General features: G+C 65.5%; 22 protein-coding genes and 1 riboswitch. Of the genes, 7 read left to right on the forward strand and 15 right to left on the reverse strand.

The annotated features are described in order from the left end of the window. Positions 1 to 195: 195 nt before the first annotated feature. Positions 196 to 1419 carry a TetR/AcrR family transcriptional regulator gene (locus tag JWN03_RS00750; RefSeq protein ID WP_297608080.1) on the forward strand — a complete coding sequence of 408 codons (1224 nt, stop codon included), beginning with the start codon at positions 196 to 198 and terminating at the stop codon, positions 1417 to 1419. On the opposite strand, the gene JWN03_RS00755 is transcribed toward JWN03_RS00750, so the two are convergent. Continuing rightward, positions 1404 to 2378, reverse strand: a complete 975-nt coding sequence (locus JWN03_RS00755) for an MBL fold metallo-hydrolase (RefSeq protein ID WP_297608083.1) — start codon at positions 2376 to 2378, stop codon at positions 1404 to 1406. The genes JWN03_RS00750 and JWN03_RS00755 overlap by 16 nt on opposite strands. Before the next feature lie 73 nt (positions 2379 to 2451). Then, entirely contained in the window at positions 2452 to 3345 is an 894-nt protein-coding gene (locus JWN03_RS00760; protein ID WP_297608086.1) for a serine hydrolase, read from the reverse strand. A gap of 53 nt (positions 3346 to 3398) precedes the next feature. Between JWN03_RS00760 and JWN03_RS00765 the strand changes: the two genes are divergently transcribed. Together JWN03_RS00765 and JWN03_RS00770 are read left to right on the forward strand one after the other, a co-directional pair. After that, positions 3399 to 4361 (forward strand): LysR family transcriptional regulator, encoded by a 963-nt coding sequence (locus JWN03_RS00765; protein WP_297608089.1) that lies wholly within the window; start codon positions 3399 to 3401, stop codon positions 4359 to 4361. A gap of 462 nt (positions 4362 to 4823) precedes the next feature. Next, positions 4824 to 6308 (forward strand): alpha/beta hydrolase, encoded by a 1485-nt coding sequence (locus JWN03_RS00770; RefSeq protein ID WP_297608093.1) that lies wholly within the window; start codon positions 4824 to 4826, stop codon positions 6306 to 6308. A 5-nt stretch (positions 6309 to 6313) separates the two neighbouring features. Here JWN03_RS00770 and JWN03_RS00775 read toward each other — a convergent pair whose 3' ends face one another. Genes JWN03_RS00775 through JWN03_RS00815 form a run of 9 tightly spaced genes read right to left on the reverse strand, consistent with a single transcriptional unit; the run spans position 6314 to position 14639 of the window. After that, positions 6314 to 7138 carry an alpha/beta fold hydrolase gene (locus JWN03_RS00775; RefSeq protein WP_297608096.1) on the reverse strand — a complete coding sequence of 275 codons (825 nt, stop codon included), beginning with the start codon at positions 7136 to 7138 and terminating at the stop codon, positions 6314 to 6316. Between the two features lie 15 nt (positions 7139 to 7153). Further along, positions 7154 to 8362 (reverse strand): cytochrome P450, encoded by a 1209-nt coding sequence (locus tag JWN03_RS00780; RefSeq protein ID WP_297608099.1) that lies wholly within the window; start codon positions 8360 to 8362, stop codon positions 7154 to 7156. Positions 8363 to 8364: 2 nt separating this feature from the next. After that, on the reverse strand, positions 8365 to 8805 hold the full coding sequence (locus tag JWN03_RS00785; RefSeq protein WP_297608102.1) for a PaaI family thioesterase: 441 nt from the start codon (positions 8803 to 8805) through the stop codon (positions 8365 to 8367). A gap of 2 nt (positions 8806 to 8807) precedes the next feature. Next, entirely contained in the window at positions 8808 to 10514 is a 1707-nt protein-coding gene (locus tag JWN03_RS00790; RefSeq protein ID WP_297608105.1) for a fatty acyl-AMP ligase, read from the reverse strand. 9 nt (positions 10515 to 10523) lie between these two features. Next, complete coding sequence (locus JWN03_RS00795; protein ID WP_297608108.1) at positions 10524 to 11264, reverse strand: thioesterase II family protein; 741 nt, start codon at positions 11262 to 11264, stop codon at positions 10524 to 10526. After that, entirely contained in the window at positions 11261 to 12505 is a 1245-nt protein-coding gene (locus tag JWN03_RS00800; protein WP_297608111.1) for a cytochrome P450, read from the reverse strand. The genes JWN03_RS00795 and JWN03_RS00800 overlap by 4 nt, the downstream gene beginning before the upstream one ends. Further along, the gene (locus tag JWN03_RS00805) at positions 12502 to 13401 is read right to left on the reverse strand and encodes an SAM-dependent methyltransferase (RefSeq protein WP_297608114.1); all 900 of its coding nucleotides are present in this window, start codon (positions 13399 to 13401) and stop codon (positions 12502 to 12504) included. Before JWN03_RS00805 ends, JWN03_RS00800 begins: the two co-directional genes overlap by 4 nt. A 2-nt stretch (positions 13402 to 13403) precedes the next feature. Beyond that, positions 13404 to 13661: an acyl carrier protein gene (locus tag JWN03_RS00810; RefSeq protein ID WP_297608117.1), complete on the reverse strand. Its 258-nt coding sequence runs from the start codon at positions 13659 to 13661 to the stop codon at positions 13404 to 13406. Positions 13662 to 13703: 42 nt separating this feature from the next. Further along, positions 13704 to 14639: an acyl-CoA desaturase gene (locus JWN03_RS00815; RefSeq protein WP_297608120.1), complete on the reverse strand. Its 936-nt coding sequence runs from the start codon at positions 14637 to 14639 to the stop codon at positions 13704 to 13706. Between the two features lie 238 nt (positions 14640 to 14877). Between JWN03_RS00815 and JWN03_RS00820 the strand changes: the two genes are divergently transcribed. From JWN03_RS00820 to JWN03_RS00830, 3 genes are read left to right on the forward strand one after another with little or no spacing between them, the layout of a single operon-like run. Beyond that, complete coding sequence (locus tag JWN03_RS00820) at positions 14878 to 15477, forward strand: dihydrofolate reductase family protein (RefSeq protein WP_297608122.1); 600 nt, start codon at positions 14878 to 14880, stop codon at positions 15475 to 15477. Next, positions 15474 to 15815 (forward strand): YciI family protein, encoded by a 342-nt coding sequence (locus tag JWN03_RS00825; RefSeq protein ID WP_297608124.1) that lies wholly within the window; start codon positions 15474 to 15476, stop codon positions 15813 to 15815. The genes JWN03_RS00820 and JWN03_RS00825 overlap by 4 nt, the downstream gene beginning before the upstream one ends. Before the next feature lie 18 nt (positions 15816 to 15833). Continuing rightward, positions 15834 to 17057 (forward strand): RNA polymerase sigma factor, encoded by a 1224-nt coding sequence (locus JWN03_RS00830; RefSeq protein WP_297608127.1) that lies wholly within the window; start codon positions 15834 to 15836, stop codon positions 17055 to 17057. 44 nt (positions 17058 to 17101) lie between these two features. On the opposite strand, the gene JWN03_RS00835 is transcribed toward JWN03_RS00830, so the two are convergent. From JWN03_RS00835 to JWN03_RS00850, 4 genes are all read right to left on the reverse strand, one after another. Beyond that, positions 17102 to 18250, reverse strand: a complete 1149-nt coding sequence (locus tag JWN03_RS00835; protein WP_297608130.1) for a phosphoribosylaminoimidazolecarboxamide formyltransferase — start codon at positions 18248 to 18250, stop codon at positions 17102 to 17104. A gap of 28 nt (positions 18251 to 18278) precedes the next feature. Continuing rightward, positions 18279 to 18357: riboswitch (ZMP/ZTP riboswitch) on the reverse strand. A gap of 2 nt (positions 18358 to 18359) precedes the next feature. Next, positions 18360 to 19262, reverse strand: coding sequence for an alpha/beta fold hydrolase (locus JWN03_RS00840; RefSeq protein ID WP_366914354.1), 903 nt, complete (start codon positions 19260 to 19262; stop codon positions 18360 to 18362). An 821-nt stretch (positions 19263 to 20083) separates the two neighbouring features. Then, positions 20084 to 20638 carry a hypothetical protein gene (locus JWN03_RS00845; protein ID WP_297608135.1) on the reverse strand — a complete coding sequence of 185 codons (555 nt, stop codon included), beginning with the start codon at positions 20636 to 20638 and terminating at the stop codon, positions 20084 to 20086. After that, complete coding sequence (locus JWN03_RS00850; protein WP_297608138.1) at positions 20635 to 21516, reverse strand: hypothetical protein; 882 nt, start codon at positions 21514 to 21516, stop codon at positions 20635 to 20637. The genes JWN03_RS00845 and JWN03_RS00850 overlap by 4 nt, the downstream gene beginning before the upstream one ends. A 654-nt stretch (positions 21517 to 22170) precedes the next feature. Between JWN03_RS00850 and JWN03_RS00855 the strand changes: the two genes are divergently transcribed. Next, positions 22171 to 22344, forward strand: a complete 174-nt coding sequence (locus JWN03_RS00855) for a hypothetical protein (RefSeq protein WP_297608141.1) — start codon at positions 22171 to 22173, stop codon at positions 22342 to 22344. Positions 22345 to 22357 lie beyond the last annotated feature (13 nt).

Consider the following 22357-nt stretch of genomic DNA (forward strand, 5'->3'; position numbering starts at 1 on the left):
ATGTAACTTGGCAATAGCGCATTCCCAGTCATTCTTGTTGATATGATGTGAATCAGAATTAGTCATATGCTGGCGCAGGTAGCGGCACTGCGCCAGCCTCGGAACCAGCAAGACGGCCGGGTACGACACAGCCGATCCGGGTCGAGGTAACATCACACGCTCGCCATCGGGCGAGGAATCGGAGGCGATGGCGCGGTGAGCGGGTCGAACGAGCGAACCCTCGGTGACCCCATTCGCGGCACGCGGCCCGCGAATCGGCGGCAGATGATCTTGCGGGCGGCAGCGGATCTGTTCTACGAGAACGGCTATGCCAAGGTCGGCATGGGCGATGTCGCGGAGGCGGTGTCCATCGGCCCCTCGGCGCTGTACCGGCACTTCCGCGGGAAGCAGGATCTGCTCGTCACCGTTGTCGGCGAAGCGCTGGGCACCATGGAATCGGTCCTGCGCACCGCGACCGCCGCGGATCTGCCGGCCACCATCGCGGTCGCGACCCTGCAGCACCGCAGGGTCGGCGTGCTGGTGCGGCGCGAATCCCGGCAGCTGTCCAAGGACGATCGCGCCTCGATCAGGGTGTCCACCAAGCGAATCGGCGCGCGCTTCGCCGAACTGATCAGCGAGCGCCGGCCCGGCCTCGCCCCCGCCGAGGCCGATCTGCTGGCCTGGTCCGCCCTGGCGACCGCGAACAGCTTTTCGTTCCACAGTCTTGCACTGCCCGAGCCCGCATTCATCGCGCTGATCGAAGAGCTCATCGCGACCGTCGTCGATGCGCCGATCGTGCTGCCGATCGAGCCCGCCGACCACATCCCACATGCCGGTCTGGCCCGGCAGTCCCGCCGCGAGGCCATTCTCGCCGAGGCCACCCGGCTCTTCGCCAGGAACGGATTCGCGGGCGTGAGCCTGGAGGAAATCGGCGCCGGCGTGGGCATTTCGGGGCCGAGCGTCTACAACCACTTCCCGGCCAAATCCGACATCCTGATGGCCGCGGTCTTCCGCGGCGACGAGTGGCTGCAGATGGAGATGAATCGCGCGTTCGCGCGGGCGACGGATCCGCGCGACGGCATGCTGCGCCTGCTGCACAGCTACAGCGCATTCGCCTTCGAGAGCCCCGATCTGATCCAGCTGCTCATCTCCGAATCCATGCACCTGCCCGAGGCCGAACGGCATCGAGCCAGGTCCACGCAGCACGCCTACATCGCGGAGTGGGTGCACCTGCTCATCCAGGTGCACCCGGGCCTGGATGCGGTCACCGCGCGAATCCGGGTGCAGGCGGCGCAAACCATGATGAACGACATCGCGGTCATGCCCCATCTACAGGCCCAGCCCGGGATCGACAAGGCGCTGCTGGAACTGGGCGCACGACTGCTGGGGCTCGCGGGCGCCGGACTTCGGAATGCGCCGGTGGCTCAGGCGACTCGGTAGGGCGTCCCGTACTCCGGAACGATCACTTTGCTCGAGGGGCTGGCGGCGCGGACGGCGGCGACAAACGCATCACGGCGCTGCAGATCCCGGTCGCCGATGGGCGGCGGGTTCTGCAGTGGGGATTCGAAATCGTCCCAGTGCACCGGAACCACCGTTGCGGGATGGTTCAGTGCCCGCAGGAGACGGCCGATGTAGTCGTGGGTGACATCGGCGGCATTGACCGCGATCATCGCCACATCGGGGTTCAGGCCCCGCACATTGCGCTCCACGAAATCGCTTGCGCCCATGAAGAAGATCGACGGGCCGTCGCGCAGTGACAGCTGGAAGTTCAGGGTGTCGCCTTCGGGGAGATCGGCGATCGTCGCGGGCGGGTCGGTGCGGCCGGTGCGGACACCGGGGAACGGAATCCCGTAGGTGGCGGTCCGGCTGTGCAGTGATCCGACGACTTCCATTGTGTAATCACCGAAGTCGAGAATCTCGCCGCCCTTCAGAGTGCTCAGCTGACCCGGCGGCACGCCGCAGGCCGTCGCCAGGTTGTAGGTGGTGAGGGTGCCGTGGACGCGCGCTCCGGTGCGGGTCGCGATATACGGGACATCGTTGAAATGGTCCCAGTGGGTGTGCGTGACGAAAACGTGTTTCGGCGCCCCGACGTGCGGATCGATGGCGGCCGGGTCGACGCGCAGCGGGGTGGCGGGGTCGAATGCGCCGGTGGCCAGACCGACCGGGAAACGGGTCAGATAGGGGTCGATCAGCAGGGTGTCCGCGCCGATGTCGATGCGCCAGCCCGAGACGCCGAGCCAGCGTAATTCCGCTGTGGCAGCGCCGCTTTCCGGTCCGTGCCGGTTCGAGTCGTCGCGGCGCAGCAGGGTTACCGCGCCGACGGTCCCGGCGGCGGTCGCGCCGACTCCGGCGGTGGCCGCCATGCGGAAGAAGCGCCGGCGATCGATACGAGAGTTCATGGCACGACCAAAGCAGTCGCGGCCCGGGCCTGTCCAAGATCAAAAGGCGAATTACCTGATATGCGAATCGATATCAGAGCACTTCAGCGGGCATGCGAAGCTGATCTACCGCCGTCCGGGCAGCGCGGCTCATAGCCAGATCCACATCGATCCGCCGCGAACCAAGCTCCTCGGTGCGGGCGAATACCGCGACCGCATAGCGACCGCCGTCCGGGTACTCGACCACCCCGGCCTCCATATGCAGTCCGGGGAGCGTCCCGGTCTTGGAGGCCACCTGCACCTCGTCCGGGAAACCGGCGGCCAAGCGGGTCCAGAACAATTGCCGCCGAAGCAGATCCCTGGTGGCCGCGCAGGCGGCGGCCGCACCGGCCTCGTCCCGCCAGATCTGGCCGAGCAGGCCGGTGATCTCACGCGGTGTGCTCGAGGTGGTGTGGTCGGGCTGGAAGACCCGCATGGTCGCCACCTGCGCCCGGGTGAGCGCCGGATAGATCCGGGCGAATTCGCCGCCGTCGGCCGCGCCCACATCCGCGAGCATGGATTCCAGCAATTCGCGCGGCCCGCCGATCACGCGGGTGCGGTCCAGGCCGAGTTCGGCGGCCAGCAGGGCGGGCGTCTCCACGCCGATGCGGCGCAGGAGGAGGTCTGCGGCGGTATTGTCGCTCACCGACATGGCGAAGAACGCCAGGTCACGCAGCGATATCTCGATATCGTCCTGACAACCCGCGGTACCCCAGCCGCCCAGCCGATCGCCCGCTCGCACCAGCACTCGCTCGGTCGGATCCAGCTGTCCGGCCGCGCACTGCCGGCAGAACTCGAGTACCAGCAGGATCTTGAAGATCGATGCGATCACCACCTGGTCACCGGCGTCCACCTCGATCTCGCGGCCGCTGTCGATATCGACGGCATGCAGCCACCCCCGGACCGGGATCGCCGCGAAGGTTTCTCGAATCCGTTCCGCTGTCGCCACCCGATCACGGTAGCCGCAGGCGCGACTCATATCGGATGCCATATCGTTGCCGGGTGGATTTGGCCCGGCACCTGCACTACTTCCTGGTTGTCGCGGAGGAGCTGCATTTCGGCCGCGCCGCCGAGCTGCTCGGGATGGCACAGCCGCCGCTGAGCCAATCGATTCAGCGGCTCGAACGGGAGCTCGGGGTGCCGCTGTTCGACCGTTCGCGCCGCCGGGTGGAACTCACCGTCGCGGGCAGCCTACTGATCGACGAGGCGCAGCGGTTGCTCGCCGCCGAGGAACGATTGCGCACTGTCATGCGCAAGGCGCGGGCGGGCGATCTCGGCACGCTGCGCGCCGGGGTGCCGCCGGATCTCTCCGCTCCCGTACTGCACGCGCTACTGAGCCGAATCGACGCCGAAATACCCGGTCTCACAGTGGATCTACTGGAATTGACCACCGCGGAACAACTTCGAATGCTCGATACCTCGAGCCTGGATGTGGGGATGGTGGATCAGCCGATCGACCGCCCCGACCTGCACTGCGGTTCCGGCGTCGAATTACCGCTCGGCGTGGTGCTGCCGCGCACGTCACCGCTGGCTCGGTCGGCCGAGGTCGATCTCGCCGACCTCAGCGGGCACGATCTGGTGCTCTTCCCCCGCGAAACCGCACCCGATTGGCACGATCTGCTGTTGGAGCACTGCCGTGAACACGGTTTTGTACCGGCCGGCATTCGGCACGCCCGGAATCCGGAATTTCTGCTCGGCCTGGTGCTGGCCGGGCATGGGGTAGCTCTCGATCAGGAATCGACCGCACGCCGCGAGCCCAGAGTGGCATGGCGGCCGCTCAGGGGCCGCCCGCTGCGCCGTCGCCTGTCGATGGTGTGGCCGGGCACCGGCACCCATCCGGCGGCTACTCGATTCGCCGAGATCGCCACCCGGGTGGTCGCCGGGGATATGGCGCGTACGCCACTGGCCGCGCCGGGTGCGGCAGCTCCGTGGTCCGTCGTCTACACGCCGCACCCACGGAACTGATCACCCCGGTGAAATTACTGCCGGCTGAACAGGCCCCGGCTGGTAGACCCCGACACCGGGTTCGAGCACGAACAACGCTGCGCGACAGGCACATCGCCGAGTACTTCCTCGACATGCTCGCCGCAGCCCTGGAAGGAGGGCTTACCGCAGCTCTGGCAGACGATCCGCTGACACACGCGATCTCCTATGACATCGTTGGTGATTAATACCTAGACGGGGTATTGCCCGGAGGAGGGTATCAACGGCGCATGTCAGCGCTGTCACCCGTCACCGAGAAGTGCACGGATATCCCCGTCCCTGACTACCAGGGTAGCCTCCGTCCACGAAGCGGCGGACAGCGCCCGACCGTCGGCGCGGCGCGGACGCATCCACCCCGGGGCGGAACGCGGGTGGGAATGGGACTCGCCGCCCCGGCCCGTGGGTGGTTCCGCGGCCGTATTCACCTGGTGCACCGTGGGATACATGATGCGGATGGGTACCGGTATTCGAGTGGGGGCAGTACTCACCGGTGTGTTGCTGGTGACGGCGGGATGTTCGGCTACCGATGGGGACGGAGCACCGGCGCTGACGTGGGGATCGTGCCCACCGCCCGCCCCATCCACGACCACCGCGCCCGTGGTGGTGGACCCCGGCCAGCAGTGCGCGAAAATGACTGTGCCGGTGGATTATTCCCACCCCCGCGCGGATACGCTGCAACTGACCGTTTCCCGCCTGCGGACCAGCAAACCGGGCGAGCGTCTCGGGGATCTGATCATCGGTCAGGGCGGGCCCGGTGAACCCGGTCTGGACCTGCCCAGCGAGGCGCTGACCACATTGCCGGCGGCCGTCCGCGATCACTTCGATCTGTACGGACTGGACTATCGCGGGATGGCCGATAGCTCGCCGATTCAGTGCGGTATCGACGAATCCGATCGGCGGGCGCTGGTGGGTGTGCCGTATCCGGCGCCGAACGGGGATATCACCGAGGATATCGCCCGCGCGCACCGCATTGCCGAGGCCTGCCTACAGCACGGCGGGACGGTGCTGCCGCACCTCACCACCGCCGATATCGCGCGCGATATCGACCGTTTCCGTGACGCATTGGGTGATGAGAAGATCTCGTACACCGGAATCTCGTACGGCACCTATGTCGGCGCGGTCTACGTCAGCCTGTTCCCTGATCACGCCGATCGAGTGCTGCTCAATAGCGTGGACCCGCCGGGCGGGGTGCGCGACGGTATCGAAAACAAAGGTCTCGCAGTCGATCAAGCCTTCCCCTGGTTCGCGCGGTGGGCCGCCGAGCGCGACGGTGACTATCACCTCGGCACCACTGCCGACGAGGTCCGTGACGCGACCCTCGCGGCGAGCCGTGATTTGAACACCACACCGCTGACGGTCGGCGACCACACCCTCACCGGTAACGCCTTGCTACTGGGCGTGCAGTCATTGCTCGAACAGCCGCAATACTTTCCGGTGATGGCCGGATTGATCAGCGGTGCGGCCAGCCGGAACCTGCCTGCGGCTGCACTGTCCGGACTGCCCGTGGCGCGGGTGTTCCCGGATAATTTCGTGAGCAGTCAGGATGCGGTGCTCTGCGGCGATACCGCCTGGCCTGCCGATCCGGCGCACTACGCCGCTGCGGTGACCGACAATCTGCGACGCTATCCCCTCACCGGCGGCTCCCCGGTCGATATCTGGCCGTGCGCATACTGGTCGCCGCCGCTCGAACCGCCGGTGGCGATCAGTTCGACCGGACCGGCAAAGGTATTGCTGGTCAATAACACCGGCGACCCGTCCACCGCCTATGCCGGAGCACAGGCGATGCACAGTGCGCTCGGCTCACGGTCAGCCTTGATCACCGTCGAAGGGGTCGGGCACGGTGTGCCGATCACGGGAGACTGTGTGGGGCGCACTGTCGAGAACTACTTCGTCAGTGGTGTTCTACCGCCAGATACCCACTGCGGCTGATCCGGTCACCTGGCCGCTACGGCGGCCAGGAATTCCTCGAGCACTGCGGTGACGGCGGCGGGTTGTTCGAGAGTGCTTGTGTGGCCACAGTCTTCGACGATGTGCAGGCGGGCGTCCGGTATGCGGTCGGCGATCTGGCGGGCGCGCAGCGGTGGAGTGGCACGGTCGTCGGCGCCGACCACCACGAGGGTGGGATGAGCGATGGCCGAGAGCTCGTGTTCGACGGACTTGCGATCGGCCACGGCGAGAACCGCTTTGCTGATGGCCGCACGATCGTGACGGCGCAGGCGGGCAGACCAGTCTCGAATGATCGGCCCGCTCAGCGGTCCCGCACGGAAAACGGAGCCGAACATGTGCGGTTCGACCTGGCTCTGGATCGCCCGGAATCCGACCAGGCGCAAGGCCATGGCGAGTCGCTTGTACTCGCCGACCTTGGCCGGATCCTCCTGGCCCGCACTGGTATCCAGCAGAATCAGCGAGCGGAGCAGTTCGGGGTGGCGGGCAGCCAGACGCTGGCCGATGAAACCGCCCATGGACAGGCCGACCCAGTGCACCGGTGCGATTGCGAGCAGGCCGATCAGGCCAGCGGCATCCGCAGTGAGGGTGTCCATATCGTAATCGCCTGTGGTGGCGGGTGTTTCACCCTGACCACGCCAGTCCAGGGTGATGCAGCGGTACTGGTGCCGCAGCACCTGGATCTGCGGTTCGAACATCCAGCCGCCGAACAGCAGTCCGTGCCCGAAGACAAGAGTCTGGGCATCCGGGTTGCCGGGTGGAATCCCGGTGTCGGAGTAAGCAATCGGGACGCCGTCGATGAGGGCGGTCGGCATGGGTCGGCTCCTCGGTTAAACCGTGACAATCAGTTGCGCGGGCCCGCGCACATTGATGCGGCCGTTCCACCGCACTTCCTCGACCACGGCCCGTGGGAAGCGCCGCACGAACGCGGTGAACGCGGTGCTGCCCTCCAGACGGACCAGTGCCGCACCCAGGCAGTGGTGGGCGCCGGCGCCGAAGGAGCCGTGCTGCGCCGCATTCGGACGATTGATACGGAGTTCGTCCGCATCCGCGCCCCAGAATCCGGCGTCCCGATTGGCGGCGGCGATGCAGGCGAGCACCCAGCTGCCGGCGGGGATTTCGATATCACCGACGATCAGCGGCTCGATGGTGATGCGGCGCATGAGGTGGACCGGGGAGTCGTAGCGCAGCAGCTCGTCCACCGCGTTCACCGCCAGGGCGGGCTCGGAGCGCAGGAGCTGGGCTTGTTCGGGATGGCGCAGCAGGGCGAGCAGGCCGCCCGACAGGTGGTTGACGGTCGTTTCGTGCCCCGCCACATAGAGCAGCATGACCTGCGCGATCAGTTCGTCCTCGGTCAGCGCGTCACCGTCGTGCTCCGCACTGATCAGCGCGGTCAGCAGATCGTCGCCGGGGTGGGTGCGCTTCCATCGGACCAGCTCGCCGATCATGGCGCGCAATTCCTCGCTGGCGGCCCGAATGCGCGTCTGCAGTTCGGGATCGGCGAGCGGTTCGAGTGCGAGCACCAGGAGCGCGGTCAGTTCGCGCACCCGGGTGTCCTCCCGCACCGGAATGCCGAGCATTTCCGAGATGATCGCAAAGGGCAGTGGGAAGGCGAGTTCGGTGACGATATCGGCGCTGCCCGCCGCCGCTATACGGTCCAGCGCGGCGTTCACGTACGCCACGATGCCCGGCTGCCGGTCCGCCACCGCGCGGCGGGTGAACGCCTTGGCGACCAGACGGCGCAGGCGGGTGTGATCGGGCGGATCCTGATCCAGGATGGACTGCCCGCGCATGATCCGGTTCGCCTTGCCGAGCTCGGCGCTGTCGCTCTTCCAGGCGGGCAGCCGGGTCAGGTTGGCCTCGTCGACCGAATGCGAAGAACGTTGTAGTGCAGCCACATCCGCATGCTTGGACAGGATCCAGAAGCCGAGTGGATGCTCGTACACCGGGGCCTCGGCGCGCAGCCGGGCATAGTCCGGATAGGGGTCCTCCGCGAAACCGGGCGCGAAGAGATCGAAGGCGAAGGGCGCGGCGCTCACGGCTACCCCAGCTTTACATTGCGCATGGTGACCAGTGCTGTGGCGCAGAGGATTTCGACCTCGTCCTCGACCGAGTAGACGTCCGCGGCGGCGGAGGTGATGAGTGCGCCCGGCTTGAGGACGCGGCCACGGGCCAGGATCTGCTTGCCCTTGGCGGGGGCGAGGATCTTCACCGTGTAATCGATGGTCATATTCACCCAGCCCGGCTGCAGCAGGGTGCCTGCGGCCGATCCCGCGGCGAAGTCGGCGAGCGAGCCGAGCACGCCACCCTGGAAATAGCCATTGTGCTGGGTGAGTTCCACCCGGAACGGCTGCACGATCTCGACCTCGCCGGGGACCACGCGGCCGAACTCGAAACCGAGATGCTGCGCCGCGGGCATGCTGAGCACAGCGCCCTCCACTGCCTGCGCGAAATGCGGATTCGGTGCCTGCCAGTTCGACATGCTCAGCTCCTCGGTGTGTCGATGAGTGCTTCGATCTGCGGGGTCCACAGCTCGAATTCCTTGGCCAGATAGCGATTTCGGGCGGCGGATCGCATGATCTTGCCGCTGCTGGTGCGCTGCACCTCGTCCGGCGCGGTCAGCACCACATCGGCGAGTGCGAGTTCGTGTTCACGCAGTACGGCGGCCTTGATCTCGGCGGCGATATCGCCGGGATCGGCGGCGGCGGTGCGGCGGATCTCCTGGATCACCACCAGCTTTTCGCCCTCCGGCCCGGAGATCGAGAATGCGGCGCCCGCGCCGGCCCGCAGCGCCGGATGGGCGGCCTGCACGGTCTGCTCGATGTCCTGGGGGTAGTAATTGCGGCCGCGAATGATGACAAGATCCTTGGATCTGCCGACCACGTACAGCTCACCGTCCAGCAGCAGGCCGAGATCACCGGTGCGCAAGTACTTTCCGGCGGCGCGAAAGGTCCGCTCGGTGGCCGTCTCGTTCTGCCAGTACCCCTGCGCGACATGGCCTCCCGCGACCCAGATCTCACCTATCCGATCGGGCGGACACGGCTCGCCGGTCTCGGAGTCGATAATGCGCACCTCTTCGCCTGGCAGCACGTGTCCCGATCCGACCAGCGTCTTGGTCCGTGCCCCGGTGGCGCCGACGTACCGACGGTCACCCAGCGCCTCGACATCCACCTCGAGCAGTCGGCGACCGCGGCCCGGTGTGCTGCCACTGACGAGCAATGTCGCCTCGGCCAACCCGTAGCACGGGTACCACGCGCCGGTGCTGAATCCGTGCGGCGCAAAGGTTTCCTCGAATCGCCGCAGCGTGTCCGGCCGGATCGGCTCCGCGCCGTTGAATGCGACCTTCCAGCTGCTCAGGTCCAGTTCCGGGATCGGTGCTGCGGCGGCGCGTCCGACACAGGCCTCGAAGGCGAAGTTCGGGCCGCCGCTGGTGTGCGCGCGATACCGGGAGATGGTGGTCAGCCACAGCAGCGGGCGGCGGATGAAGGTGGCCGGCGACATCACAATGCTGGTGGCCCCGACGTACAGGGGTTGCAGCACATTGCCGATCAGGCCCTGATCGTGGAAGAACGGCGCCCAGCCGACCACGGTGGAATCGCGATCGTGGCCGAAGCCCTGCCGGATCATCTCCTCATTGGCCACCAGATTGCCGTGCGTGACCATGACGCCCTTGGGCGATGCGGTCGAACCGGAGGTGTACTGCAGGAATGCCACATCGTCCGGGGTGGCCGCGATCGGCTCGAATTCCGTTGCCGCCTTGGGCATCCGGTCGACCGCAAGCCAGTGGGTGGCCGCGCACAGCGGCTCCAACGCGGCCCGCAGTGGCGCCACGAACAGCTTCAGACTCAGCACTGCGGTCGGCTCGCAGTCCTGCACGACCGACCGGGTGGCATCCTGAATCCGATTGCGGCGCGGCGGATTCAGTGGCACCGCGATGACGCCCGCATAGAGACAGCCGAAATACGCGACGATGAATTCGAGACACTGCGGAAAGACCAGCAGTGCGCGATCACCCGGTGCACACCGTGAGGCGAGCTCCTGCGCCACGCCCAGCGCGGCGGTGTGCAGTCCGCCGTAGGTCAGTGTGGCGGTCTCCTCCCCCGTGTCGTCGAGGAGGATGTAGGCCGTGCGGTCCGGCTCGGTGGCGGCGCGCTCGCGCAGGATGTCGGGAAGCAGTGTGGGCTGCGGCATCTCGGTTCCTTACTGCACGGCCTCGGCCATGCGCGCCGCGAGGGCGGCGCGATGCCGATGATGGAAGAGGTGGTCGCCCGGGAATTCGTGGAGCGCGAACGGGCCGTCGGTCAGCTGTTGCCAGGCGACGGCCTCGGCGATATCGAGCATCGGGTCCTCGGTGCCGTGGAAGACGGTGATCGGGCAGGTCAGTCGTGGCCGCGCGTGGTGGCTGTATTCCTCGGACAGTTCGAGATCTGCCCGGGTGAGGGGCAGGGCGTAGCGCAGGAAGGCCGAGCTGCGACCGGCCTCGCCCCAGGCGTTCATTGCCGCGAGGGCGGCGGCGAACTCGGCTTCCGGCAGGTCGTGGATCGGCGGGCGGCTCGCACTCAATTGCGGTGCGCGGCGGCCGGAGACGAACAAATGCACAACCGGTGTTCCGGCGGCGGCCAGTGCCCGGGCCAGTTCGTAGGCGACCAGCGCGCCCATGCTGTGGCCGTAGACGGCCAGCGGAGACTGCTCGAAAACGGTCAGCTGGTCCAGCAATCCGGCGACAGCCTCGGGCACCCGGCGCAGGGCCGGTTCGCGTGCCGCGTCCTCCCGGCCCGGCAATTGCACCCGGATCGGTGCGATCTCCGCCGGGAACAACTCCAGCCATCGATTGAACGACGATGCCCCCGCACCGGCGTGCGGCAGGCAGATCAATCGCACGGCTGCGGTATCGGAGTTGTAGCGCAGCCAGTTTCGGGTGCCCGGCTCGGTATGGGTCATGCCACGTCCCGGATCGCCACGGGCAGGTTCTTCAGGCCGCGGACGATGAAACTGTGTTCCTGCCAGTCGAATTCATCGGCAAGCGGCTCGAATTCGACAGTGCCCAGGTGTGCGAAGGCGACCTCGGCCACCAGTTCGGCCAGCTGGCCGCCGAGGCAGCCGTGCATACCGTGGCCGAAGGCGAGGTGATCGGAGGAATCGCGGGTGAGGTCGAATTCGTCCGGCCGCTCGAAGATTTCGGGATCGCGATTGGCTGCGCCCAGGCACACCAGCACCTGGTCGCCCGTGCGGATGATCCGGTCGCCGATCTCGACGTCCCGGGTAGCGAGGCGTTTGGTCAGTTGCAGCGGACTGTCGTAGCGAAGTGCTTCCATTACAACGGCTTTCGCCGCTCCGGGTGCACTCCGGAGCCGCGCTGCCTGCGCTGGATGCCGCAGCAGTGCCAGAGTCCCATTGCCGATCAAGGATTTTGTGGTCTCATTGCCCGCGACAAAACACATGAGGCAGACGAAAACCAGTTCCTCGTCGCTCAATACGTCACCGCCGGCGGTGCGCGCGGCGAGCAGCCGGCTGATCAGGTCGGAGCCGGGATGCCTACGGCGCTGCACCAGCACCTCGTCCAGTGCGGCCGCGAACTCCTCGACCACCTCACGCACCCGTGCGAAATCGGCGGCCTTCATCAATCCCGGCTCCAGCAGGAATCGAATGTCGTGTGTCCACGGCCCTACTCGCTCACGCAGCTCCTCGGGCAGCGCCATCCATTCGCACAGCACCGAAACGGGAAGCGGGCCAGCAAAATCAGCGATCACGTCCATGCCACCGGCGGCGCGGGCCGAAGTCATCAGCTTGCCTGCGATATCGGTCGCCACCGGCCGCAGCTCGGCCACCGCCGCCGCTGTGAACACCCGATTCACCAGCCCGCGCAGACGCGCGTGATCCGGATTGTCGGTGAATACCAGCGACTTTCGGCCCAGCCGCTCGATACGCGCCACATCGCCCTGGCCGAGCCGTTCGGCCTGCTCGCTGACCAGCTGCGGGATCAGCCCGGCGCTGAAGGTGCGGTCGAGCAGCACCGTCTTCACATCGGCGTGCCGGGTCAGCACCCACATGCCGAGCGTCTTGTGCACCGGCTTGTGCGCGCGCAGCTCCCGATACATCGGGTAGGGGTCGCGGCGGAATTCGGCGCTGAACGGATTGAACCGGACGCGCGGCCGGGCCGGATCGGAGGCCGCGACCGTCATGCGACCCGATCTCCCCGGGCGGCGAAGTACTCGCTCCGATACGGGCGCAGCACCAGCCGGTACAGGGTGATCTTGCCCATCCGAAAACCCATGGCGGACAACTTGAGATAGCGCTCGTAGCGGGCTACCGCCTCGGCGCCGACAAGTTCGGTGGCCGCCGGACGCTCAGCCTTCAACCGGCGCGCCCATTCCGCGCAGGTCCAGGCATAGTCCAGGCGGCCGTTGCTGATCGCGCAGACTTCGAACAGTCCGTCCGCCGCGGCCGTGATCTCACCCAGGGTCGGCAGTTCGGCGTCGGGGAAGATCTCCTGCTTCATGAAGGTATTCGCCTGTGCGGCATTCATATTCGCGTAGGCGATAGTTTGCAGCGAGAGTGCGCCGTCGGGGGTCAGCCACTCCCGGCAGCGGGTGAAGAACTCCCGGTAGACGCGGACCTTTTCCTCGGCGGAGTCATCGGGCCTGGCGAAGTGCTCGAAGGCGCCGATGGAGATGATTCCGTCGAACTTCTCCTCGGGCCGATAGTGCAGCCAGTCCTCGACCCGCACCTCGACGCCGGAGTACTCCTGCGCCCGAACATATTCCGCCTGTTCGTCGCTGAGGGTGAGGCCGACCGATCTGGCCACCCCGTGCCGCCCGGAGAGCCGCTCCAGCACCGCGCCCCACCCGCAGCCGATATCGAGCACCGAGCGGGCCTTGTCGGCATCGATCGCATTCAGGTGATGGCGCAGCTTGTGCTCCTGCGCGAGTTCCAGTGTGTCGTCAGCTGTTTCGCGCAATGCGCACGAGTAGCTCAGCGACCGGTCCAGCCAGAGCCGATAGAATTCGTTGCCGATATCGTAGTGGTGGCGGATCGCGGCGGCCGCGGCATCGGTTCGCCCGGCATCGATCGTGACCATGCTCAGGCCACGTTTCTCGAGGTCTGCTCGTGCAGGTAGTCGGCGACCGCATCGAGGGTCGGGTTCTCGTACAGGTCCTCCGGCGACAGGTCGACGCCGTAGCGCTCCTCGACCTCGATCAGCAGGGCCACGGCGAGGGCCGAATCGACACCGAGACGATCGAAGTCGGTGGCCGGGTCGATCGAGGCCGCGGGTACCTCCAGCAGATTCGCCAGGTACTCCTGGCACCAGCCGACGATCGCTTCTTTACTCGTATCCACTGTGCGCCTCTCTCGGGCGTAACGTTCTAGGCAAGTGCGTTATCAGGCAACACGTTTGGCGGACATGCGCGCCGTGGTCGGCACCTTCAGATCCCAGGCGAGACCGGCCGCGGCGAGCGTTCTGATGAGCCAGTAGCCGGGGTCGAGCCGGTACCAGTCCAGGCCGAACGAGGGTGAATCCGGGAAGGCGTGGTGATTGTTGTGCCACGACTCCCCCAGCGTCACGAGGGCGAAGACGCCGCCGTTGTGGCTGTTCTCCCGGGACTCGTACGGGCGGGTGCCGAACATGTGCAGGAGTGAATTGATCGCCCACACAATGTGTTCCAGCAGGAATATGCGAACGAAGCCGCCCCAGAGCAGACCGCTCACGGCGCCGGTCCAGCTCATGGTGACCAACCCGCCGATGACCGTCGGAATCAGCAGCCCGAGCGCCACCCAGTAGTAGTACAGCCGGGCCACGCGCACCAGCTTGCGATCTTTGATCAGATCGGGGGCGTAGTGCACGATATTCGGGTATTCGTGGCGGCGCATCCAGAGGAAGTGCGAATGGGCCAGCCCGCGCACCGCTCCGGTGAAGCCGCCTCCGGAAAGGTTGGGAGAGTGCGGATCTCCCTCCCGGTCACTGAATTCGTGATGGCGCCGGTGCAGTGCGACCCACGACACCACGCCGCCCTGCCCGGCCATCGATCCCAGGATCGCCAGAAGCGCTGCTACCCGAGGCGTTGCCTTGAAGGTGCGATGCGTGAAGAGCCGGTGATACCCGACCGTCACGCCGAGGCCGGTGACCAGCCACATGGCGAACAGCAGCGCGAATTCCGCGACACCGAACGGGCGCACCGCCAGGAAGGCGAAGGCCGCGATCGTGCCGACGATAGGAAGCACATCGAACAGCAGAAAATGCCGACGCTGCAATCGGTGAATATAGGGATTGCTGATCGTCTTCCTGCGCGGTGTGGGACTCTCGTCAACCTCAGTCATCGCACCCGTCCAAACCCTGATGAGTACCGGCTACCCGGCCGACGGACCGAACGTAACAGCGCCCTCAGCCGCGGCACCGGGTCGCGCAATGCTGTCGATCGCAGCATCGAAATCATTGATCGAGGGGCCGGACGCAATGTGGCCGGGCCGATTTTCGGCGCACTGTCGTATTCGCGGTCGCCCGTTCGTGTAGAGGGTGCAGCCCGGTGGCGTGCCGGGCACCTCGGAAGGAGCGAATATGGGCAAGATCGTCGCGGTCGTCAGTGTCACCCTGGACGGCGTCATGCAGGCGCCGGGACGGGCCGACGAGGACACGCGGGACGGATTCACACACGGTGGCTGGGCAATCCCGTATGCCGATCCGGAGCAGGGGCGGGCAGTCGCCGCGCACTGGGCCACGCACAGCGGGGCATTGCTCTTCGGCCGCCGCACCTATCAGGACTTCTATGGGGTCTGGCCGGGACGGACCGACAATCCGTTCAGCGAGATTCTCGACAAGACCGAGAAGTTCGTGGCCTCCCGCACGCTCACCGAACCGCTGCCGTGGCATAACTCGACGCTGCTGGCCGGTGATGCGGTGAGTGCCGTGCGGCAGCTGCGCACCGAGCGGCCGGAGCTGGATCTGGTGATACTCGGCAGTGGCGATCTGCTGCGTTCGCTCATGCGCGCGGGCATGATCGACGAGTACCTATTGCAGATCCACCCGCTGGTGCTCGGGACCGGACGCCGGCTGTTCGATGGCGTGGAGCTGGGGCAATTGCAGGTGACGGACAGTGTCACCACCACGGCCGGGGTCAATATCGCGACTTATCGGCCCACCGGAGAGGAGCAGCGTTGAAGCGGTACCTGCTCACTATCTATCAGCCGGTCGATACCGATCCGCCGGACAATCTGGACGAGATCATGCGTGATCTCGCGGTGCTCAATGATGAGATGCGCGCGGCCGGGGCATGGGTGTTCACGGCCGGATTGCATCCGCCAAGCACCGCCACCGTGCTGCGGGCCAGCGGGTCGGAGGTGCTCATTACCGACGGCCCGTATGCCGAGGGCAAGGAGCAGATCGGCGGGTTCACAGTGATCCAGGCGGCCGATCTCGATGCGGCGCTGGAGTGGGGACGGCGGCTGGCCCGCGTCGTCACGCTGCCGATCGAGGTGCGGCCCGTGCAGGATCGCTGATATGCCCGGCTGGCTGAAATGACTTCCAGCACAACCGATGCTGAGGCGATAGCAGAAGTCTTCGCCGAGCATTACGGTCGCGCCGTCGCCACCCTGATCCGTGTCTTCGGCGATGTCGGCATGGCCGAAGACGCGGTTCAGGACGCCTTCGCCACCGCACTGCAGCGCTGGCCCGAGAACGGACTGCCGCCGAGTCCGCCCGGCTGGATCATCACCACGGCGCGCCATCGGGCGGTGGATCGCCTGCGCCGCGAGGCGGCCCGGCAGGACAAGTACGCCCAGGCCGCGCTGCTGCATGCCCGCGACGAGCCGGTGGAGGAGGACGCCATGCGCGATGACCGACTGCGATTGATATTCACCTGCTGCCACCCCGCGCTCGCACGCAATGCGCAAGTGGCGCTGACCCTCCGGCTCCTGGGCGGACTGTCGACCGAGGAGATAGCGCGCGCCTTCCTGGTGCCGGAATCAACTTTGGCGCAGCGAATTACGCGTGCCAAGGGCAAGATTCGTGACGCGCGGATCCCGTATCGAGTGCCGTCCCAGGCCGAGCTACCCGCCCGGCTGGATGCCGCGCTGACGGTGGTCTACCTCATCTTCACCGAAGGCCATACGGCCACCGCGGGCGATCAACTGGTCCGTGCGGACCTGTGCGCTGAAGGCATTCGCCTGGGCCGCGCACTGACCGAGTTGATGCCCGATGAGCCAGAAGTCTGGGGGCTGCTGGCCCTCATGCTGCTCACCGAATCCCGTCGCACCGCGCGCACTACGCCCGATGGCCTGCTCATACCGCTTCCTGAGCAGGATCGCCGCCTGTGGAATCGCGCACTGATCGAGGAAGGGCAGGCACTGGTGCGAAAGTGCCTGCGCCGCAACCAACCTGGGCCGTATCAAATACAAGCCGCGATCAATGCGGTCCATGCCGATGCCCTCGATGCCGCCGATACCGACTGGCAGCAGATCCTCGATCTGTACGACCACCTCATGACCCTCACACCCAGCCCGATCGTGGCACTCAATCGCGCGGTGGCACTGGCCGAGGTATCCGGCCCGGAGTCGGCGTTGATCGAAGTGGACAACCTCGATCTCCGAAACCACTACCTCTTCCACGCGATCCGGGCCGATCTCCTACGCAGACTGGAACGACCCGCCGAGGCCGCAGACGCCTACGACTCCGCCGCAGACCTGGCCCGCAACCGAGCCGAACACGACTTCCTCATAGATCGGCGAGCAACCCTGAGCTGAGTGGCTACGTCGAGCGGGTACGACGTCGTTCATCGGTACGAGGATCAGTGGTGGAATAGCCGTACCCCGGTGCGAGCCAGCGTGATTCGATATTCGCGGCACGCTTCAGCGATGGTATCCGCTTGCAGCGCACCGCCCGGCTCGACGACAGTCCTGACTCCGAATTCGGCGGCGGCGTCGATATTGTCCCGGAATGGGAGGTAACCGTCGGAGACGAGCGTGATGTCCTCGAATCGTTGTGCCCACGAACTCCGTTCACGATCGTCTGGCAAGTCGTGCGCTCCGGCCAGCAGTGCGTTGAGCTCGCCGGATTGAGCAGGGGTGAGGGTGCCCGCGGCGGCAGCGATCTGCCAGTTCAACCGCTGCTGACGCGGGGTGCTGTCAGGCAGGGGCAGGTCGGCGATGGCGGGATGGCGCCGCAGCCACCAGGTGCGGGCCTTGGTTCCGGCGAGCAGCGTGCAGTCGATACGCGACTGCTGACCCGCACCGATACCGACGCTCATGCCGCCACGAACGTAGACAACGGTATTGGATTGGGTATAGCGGGCAGTGACCATTCCGAGCACCGCGTCGATCACCACGCTCGGGCTGATCGGTCCGCCTTCGACCGGGCGCAGCAGGTCCGCGGTGATCGGCAATCGGTCGGTGTCCTGCTCGAAGGTGATGCCGAAAACAGTGCGCAGCTCCGTCTTCGGTGGCTGATAGCCGGGATCGATGTCGAGTACCAGGTATCGCCCGCCCTTTTTGCGGCCAAGCAGGGCAACAACTCCGGGTTCGTAGCCGGGCGCGATGATGCCGTCGGAGACGACGGTGGTCAGCAGTTCCGCCAGTTCGCGGTCGACCGGCTCGGACACCGCGATCATGTCCCCATACGACGAACGCGGATCGGCGTCGCGGGCACGCACATAGGCGGCGGTCAGCGAACCGATAGAACCGTTGCCCAAACCCCAACTCCGGCGCATGGTTTCATCAAGATCGCCGACCACGGCCGCTCCGGCCGGGGAGACGTGTTTGAACGATGCCGCCGCCGTCAGGCCGGTCGCACGCCTGGCTTCGGCCACCAGTTGCCAGGCGTTCAGCGCATCCAGGTAGTTGATCACCGATGGCGAACCGTGCAAAACCCGCACATGATCACCACTACCGTCCGTGATCCGGGCCTTCTGATGCGGATTCATCCCGTACCGCAAATCCATTGCCGCGCTCCTCATCTCGCTACGAGATCAGGAGCGCCCAGGCGAACGACGCTCCGTGCTGCGCTTCCTCGTGGTGAATCCACGTATCGCCAGTCGCGGTACCCAAACCCTAGCCCACGAGGCCATCGAGGATGGCCGCCAGTTCACGAGCTTGGAGTACGACACCCACATGTCCGGCCGGCAGACTGTGCACGTCGAAGGGATTGTCCGGGGTGAGACGGTCGGCATCGTCGATCATTTTTGTGGTCAGGGCCGCCGAAATCACATTGTCCCGGGTGAGGCGGATGTAGCTGTGGGGTATCCGTCCCCAGGTGTCGGCCTCGACCCGGGCATCGGCAAAGCTGGTTTGGGCACCGTCCTCGGGTTGCATGCCGAAGTTGATGACGGTGAGCATCTGTTCCAGAGTGGCCTCGGGCATATTGGTCAACCGGAAATCCTCGAGGGCTTCGGGATCGGCCGAACGCAGATTGAAGCGAATGAGGCCGCGGGACACCGGTTCCATTCCCAGGAACAGCGAGTGATCCGGGTTCGGGATCGGAACGTCCTTCACCGCTTCGGGAGTCTGGCTCAGCGCCATGGCACTGGGAGCGTCCGGGGTGGACGGACAGAACGCGGACAGATAGACGATGCGGTGAATTGCCTCGGGTATTGCATTACCGACCAGACCGATCGTAATGCCCCCGAGGCTGTGCCCGACCAGAATGACCGGACCGTGCGAGCGGACACTCTGCACCACTTCGATAACGTGGGCAACGTTGTCCTGCACCGTTATTCCAGCCATCGCAGACGGTCCCGCAGCGAATGTGGCAATTTCCTGCGCCTGGTAGGACAGCGGTATCGAGGCATCCAGCCCGTGCCCCGGCAGATCCACCGGCAGACTGCGGTGCCCGAGCAACGCCAGCTCACGGACCACGGGAGTCCAGTAGAAGCTGTTACCCGTCAGCCCGTGCACAAACACGAATGTCGGAGCGGTAGTAGCAATTTCAGAATCTCGACGAGCAGTTTCGAGCACAAATCCCCCAGTGCGAATCAACGACAGATGCTGAGTTCAGTACCCACACAGGACTTCCCCCAACCCTTCCCCCAGCAACCGAGCGCCACAGTCTGCGCGGCCCCGCGCCCCGACCGCAGCACCGGCCGCACAAGCGGGGATGACGGCGGCCGCGCCGGTCGCAGCCACACCTGCTGCAAACCCTGTTGCGGCGCCTGCGGGTTCGTCGTCGGCAGACGTGTTCTGTGCCGTCATTATGTTCCTGAAGGGCGGCTGGGCCGGGCGGCAGACCGATTGCTCGTTCTGATCTAGTACTACAGCCGTAAACTGGAGCGTCCCGGCATATTTCGACCGTACATCGCGGTCGCCGGGGCCTCCTTCAGTGTTCGCGAAGGGCGTGGCATCAAGCGAGTTCCGGAACTGACTCGGGTGCCGCGAAGGTTCAGATTCGGTCAACGGCTACGCGCTTCGCCGCCGAATCAAATCTCATGGAGGAGGCAACGTCGAACGCCAAGGTCCGACAGGACGTTGCCGCCGAAATCACCGCGGCCCCTTAATCTTCCGATGCCCTACGCTGACGGCTCACCGTCGCAAGCGTAGGCGCAGAAGGGGTCGGAACACGCCGCTGTCAGTACCAACTGCGTCTCGCGCACGTTGTGGGGTTGGCGGAATACCACCTCACTGCCGAACTCGTCCTCGTAAATCTCTGATTCGGAACCGGCGATCGGAAGCGTTTCGAGGCGGCGGCGGTCGGTAGCGGATCCCAGTACACCGACCTACCGTATCGATCGTATTTGCCTACTGCAGTGCCATTTCGATCGACCCTCGGTCGCAGACAGGACTTACCATCCACAATTGTCAATTCCCAACTCTATAACTACCGCAGTGTGGTTACGCACCTCCGCGAGTTGCTCATCTGAGAGGATGGAGACCCACTCGTTACGCTTGGTGCCATGGGCCGATGATGTTGGATTCGAAACGAACCACGCAGATGCCTCGCATCCATCCGGGCGTTGCCCGTTCACGACAGCGAAATCAATATCGGGATTTCTTCGCTCGTCTTCCGCTGAAGGCGAATCGGCAGCCTTCAGCTGGATCGTCGGCACTGAAACGACCCCCAATAGATCCGGCTTAGGGTCGGGACCGATGAAATACGCATCTGCGTACGGTGGGTTGTCACCGTCATCCATGTCGACAATCGCCGTACGGGCAAACCCCGCGACGGTTGCTGCGTCGGCGATCCGCCTGGCCTCACTCGGGCGGTTATGCCGATCTTCTAGACGATGGTGGCCGAAAGTCAGAAGGCCCACAGCAATCGATAGTGCGCCGACGATAACTATCAACAGCGCCAGGAGAGCAATCCCCCACCGAAACCATCGACTCTCACGAATCCTCACTTATACGCTCCACTGCCGTACAGGATCTGATCTGCGACCTGGACAACGCCCAGCGTGCTACGGCCGTGCTCCGTTTCCCCCGTGTTGTCATTTTCTCCCGAAAAGTGACCGTGTCCCGAGGCCACATCCTGTGAACGTTCCAACTTTCCACCGGCGTTGTAGCCGGATCCCAGGAACTGATCCAGCGGCGTCGCGCGGACCCCCGAGGTGGCTTGGGTTGCTGCACCCTCGTAGAGCATCTTCAGGTTGTAGGCGGTCACTTTCATTGCCAGATCATCATTGCCGATCAAATCCCCTAGTGCACGTTCCCCTTGCGGGAATTCGTCGGGATACTTGTTGATGACCTCCTTGAACGGACCTACTTTCATGTTAGTCAGTCCGATCGAGTTCCCCGAGTCGTCATCATGTTTGGTAACGCCGAGCAGCGCGGCCGCCAGGCGCGCCCTGTCGTAGGCTTCCCCCGCTTCCTCGCCGTACGGGGCCAGACCGGCTGGATAGGTCGACGGATTGTTCAGGGCTACCAGGAGATTTCGGTCTGTGCCACGCGCACCCCGGTAGCCGGTGCGAAGCGGCGCGCCCTCCTGCAGCGCCATGGCGAGCACCAAATCCGGATCGACGTGCGCCTCGTTTCCGTACTTGACCGCCGCCTCTGCCCATCCCTTCATCTGCGAACCATACTGGTCCAACTTGCCGAGATTCACGGTAGTCGTAACAGTCGGCGGGGTGTCCCACGTGGCATTGGTGTGCGGTAGCGATGGGTTCATCGGGGGATCAGGCAGGGGAACAGGAAGGCGAAATGGCTGGCCGAGTTGCGGCGCCAGCCCCATGGATGCATTGTTCAGGTGCGGTACGAGCCCACCGAAGTTGCGGGTAGTCACGGCATTCCTTTCAGGACCGTCTTACAGCGATGTGCAGAAGTTGCACCCTGGTCGAAGTCGCATACGATCGGACCAGACTGGACGTCGATCCGCGAATGACGGCCAATCTTCCCCGACGAACATAACCCTGCGCCTGAAATGCGCAGTCCGGCAACATGAACCGCTGACGGCCCAGTCTAGGCGGCCCCTATGTGACGATCAGCCGATCAACCAACAACCTTCGTGAACCCGGGCATCAGACGGCGAGTGAATACCTTTGCTGCACAAGCCATTTATTGGCGGTAGCGCACAAGTTCTGCATCGCGCGCACAGCGCCGCCAACGCGTCTTGTTCGTGTAGACGTTGGCGCTGGGGCCAGGCGATGTCGCAATCGGTTCGCGGTCTTGAAGCGCTGCTGACGGCGGTTGGATGGCAAGTAGCGTGCTGAGACTATTCGGCTTCGTGGCCGGATGGCAGCACCGAGTGTCAGCCGGCGCCCGGCAAGTGCGGCGAGATGTAGGCGGACGCTGTTGGCGAGTGACGATGGCCGCGACCCCGGGCCGGACAGCGATCTCCTGGAACCTCCAGCCCGGCTTGGCCTTTGCCGCAACGCATGCCTGTCCTGGCGTGGAACTCCGGGTAGCATGTGGTGACACGATTCCGGAGGGGGACATCATGTCGTCGAACAGTCACCTAAAGCAGGTCGATGATCCACGCGCCCGCTGGCGCCGCCTGCCCGCCGAACCCGCCCGATACGTCGAGGAGACCCATGTCGACGGGAGTTCGTCGAGCTACACGGTGCCCGCCGTCGACCCGACCCAGGACTTCATTCGCCTCTACGGCGGCTAGTGCCGTGTCCGGC

Source organism: Nocardia sp. (genome assembly GCF_025465275.1).
Taxonomy (GTDB): Bacteria; Actinomycetota; Actinomycetes; order Mycobacteriales; family Mycobacteriaceae; genus Nocardia.